This window comes from Luteimonas sp. 8-5 (assembly GCF_029763755.1).
Classification (GTDB): Bacteria; Pseudomonadota; Gammaproteobacteria; order Xanthomonadales; family Xanthomonadaceae; genus Cognatiluteimonas.
This window is the reverse complement of the sequence record NZ_JARUVM010000170.1, coordinates 1-1,873: the sequence shown is the minus strand read 5'-3', so window position 1 is coordinate 1,873 and position 1,873 is coordinate 1. Positions and strand designations below refer to the sequence as shown.

Here is a 1,873-nt window from a genome sequence, read left to right as displayed (position 1 = left end):
GCCGCCGGGCGTGCGCCGCATCGACGTGCGCAGCGCGGCGCAGCTGCGCGAAGCCGTGCTTGCAGCGTTACCGGCCGACGCCTACGTCGCCGCCGCGGCGGTGGCCGACTGGACGCCGCGCGAAGTCGCGCCGGGCAAGCTGAAGAAGCAGGCCGGCGTCGACACGCTCACCCTGGAACTGGTGCGCACCGCGGACGTGCTCGCCGAGGTCGCGACGCATCCGCGGCGCCCGCGCCTGGTACTGGGCTTTGCCGCCGAGACCGGCGACGTCGAGGCCAACGCGCGCGCCAAGCTGGAAGCCAAGCAACTCGACGTCATTGCCGCCAACCGCGTCGGCATCGCCGGCAGCGGATTCGAGAGCGACGACAATGCCCTCACCGTGATCGGCCGCGACACGGTGCGCGAGCTCGGGCCGGCGCCCAAGACCGAACTGGCGGAAACCCTCATCGAACTCATCGCCGAGCGACTGTCCTGATGCAAAAGACCCTGCAAGTGAAACTGCTCGATCCGCGCTACGGCGGGGAATGGCCGCTGCCGGAGTACGCCACCGAGGCGAGCGCGGCGCTCGACCTGCGCGCCGCCCTCGACGCGCCGTTGGTCCTGGCCCCCGGCGATGCCGCGCTGGTGCCGTCCGGGCTGGCGATCCACCTCGCCGATCCCGCGCTGTGCGCGCTGGTGCTGCCGCGTTCCGGCCTGGGCCACCGCCACGGCATCGTGATGGGCAACGGCACCGGCCTGATCGACGCCGACTACCAGGGCCCGCTGCTGATCAGCACCTGGAACCGCGGCAGCGCGCCGTTCACCATCGAGCCGGGGGACCGGATCGCCCAGCTGCTGGTGCTGCCGATCGTGCGCGCGGGGCTGCAGGTAGTGGATACTTTCGAACAAAGCGCGCGGGGTGCCGGCGGTTTCGGCCACACTGGCGTGCGCTAGGGGAGCAAGAACCATGAGCGAGAAACGCCAGATCCTGACGGCCGCCCAGTTGCGGCCATTGCTGCCGGTGCTGGCGGTGGTCCTGTTGCTGCTGGCGGGGGCCCTGGCCTGGACCGGCTGGCTGCAGATGCAGGACGCCACGCGCAGCCGCCTGCTCCAGCAGGCGCGCGACATGGTCGCCGACGGCACCGCGCGCGCGCTGCGCCAGCAGGAGGCGCGGCTGCAGGAGCGGCTCGCATTGCCCGACGTGCAGGCAGCGCTCGCCGCGGGAGACCTGGAACTTGCCGCCACCGAAATGCGCCGCGACGACTGGCCGCGCCTGGACAGCCTGGAGCTGTTGTCGACCGACCTCGATGCCGCCTATGCGGGCCTGGCCGACGGAGGCGCCGGCCGCCTGTCCGCGCTGGAAGGCGCGCTGCTGGAAGGCGCACCGGTGTCGCGCATCATCCGCGACGACGGCGTGCGCGTGGTCCTCGCCGCCCCGGCGAAGGCCGGGGACAAGGTGGTCGCGATCGCCTATGCGCGCCTGCCGCTGGGGATCGCTACCGCCGCGCTGGAAAGCGCGAACGTTGCCGGCGACACCTACCTGGCCCTGCGCCAGGACAATTACACCGTCGCCCAGCGCGGCGACGTCGGCCTCACCGACAGCGCCGAATTCCTGTCGGTGCCGGTGAAGGGGACCGACCTGCGCAGTTCCGCCGGCCTGCCGGAGGAAACCACCGGCGTGTTCGGACTGGGCTCGATGCACTCGTTCATCGGCGCCGGCGTGCTGGTGTTGCTGGCCTTGGGCGCGTGGGGATTGATGCGCCGCAGCGGTCGCGTGGTGGCCGACGATGCCGAGGAGGGCCCCGCCCCCACGCTGGAGCAGGCGCTGGAACAGGGAACCGGCGCGGAAGTGGTGCTGGGCGACGCCGCTCCCGGCGCGCCCGCCCCCGCCGGC

2 protein-coding genes and 1 pseudogene are annotated in these 1,873 nt (G+C 72.6%); all 3 read left to right on the top strand.

Features of this window, described 5'->3' with window-relative positions; genetic code table 11:
• A partial coding sequence (locus tag QAA18_RS12710) for a phosphopantothenoylcysteine decarboxylase (RefSeq protein ID WP_279413456.1) occupies positions 1-475 on the top strand: 475 nt, incomplete at its 5' end.
• Positions 475-933: a dUTP diphosphatase gene (gene dut / locus QAA18_RS12705; RefSeq protein ID WP_279413455.1), complete on the top strand. Its 459-nt coding sequence runs from the start codon at positions 475-477 to the stop codon at positions 931-933. The genes QAA18_RS12710 and dut, both read left to right, overlap by 1 nt.
• Positions 934-946: 13 nt before the next feature.
• Positions 947-1,873, top strand: a pseudogene (locus QAA18_RS12700) (phosphomannomutase/phosphoglucomutase); the annotation flags it as partial.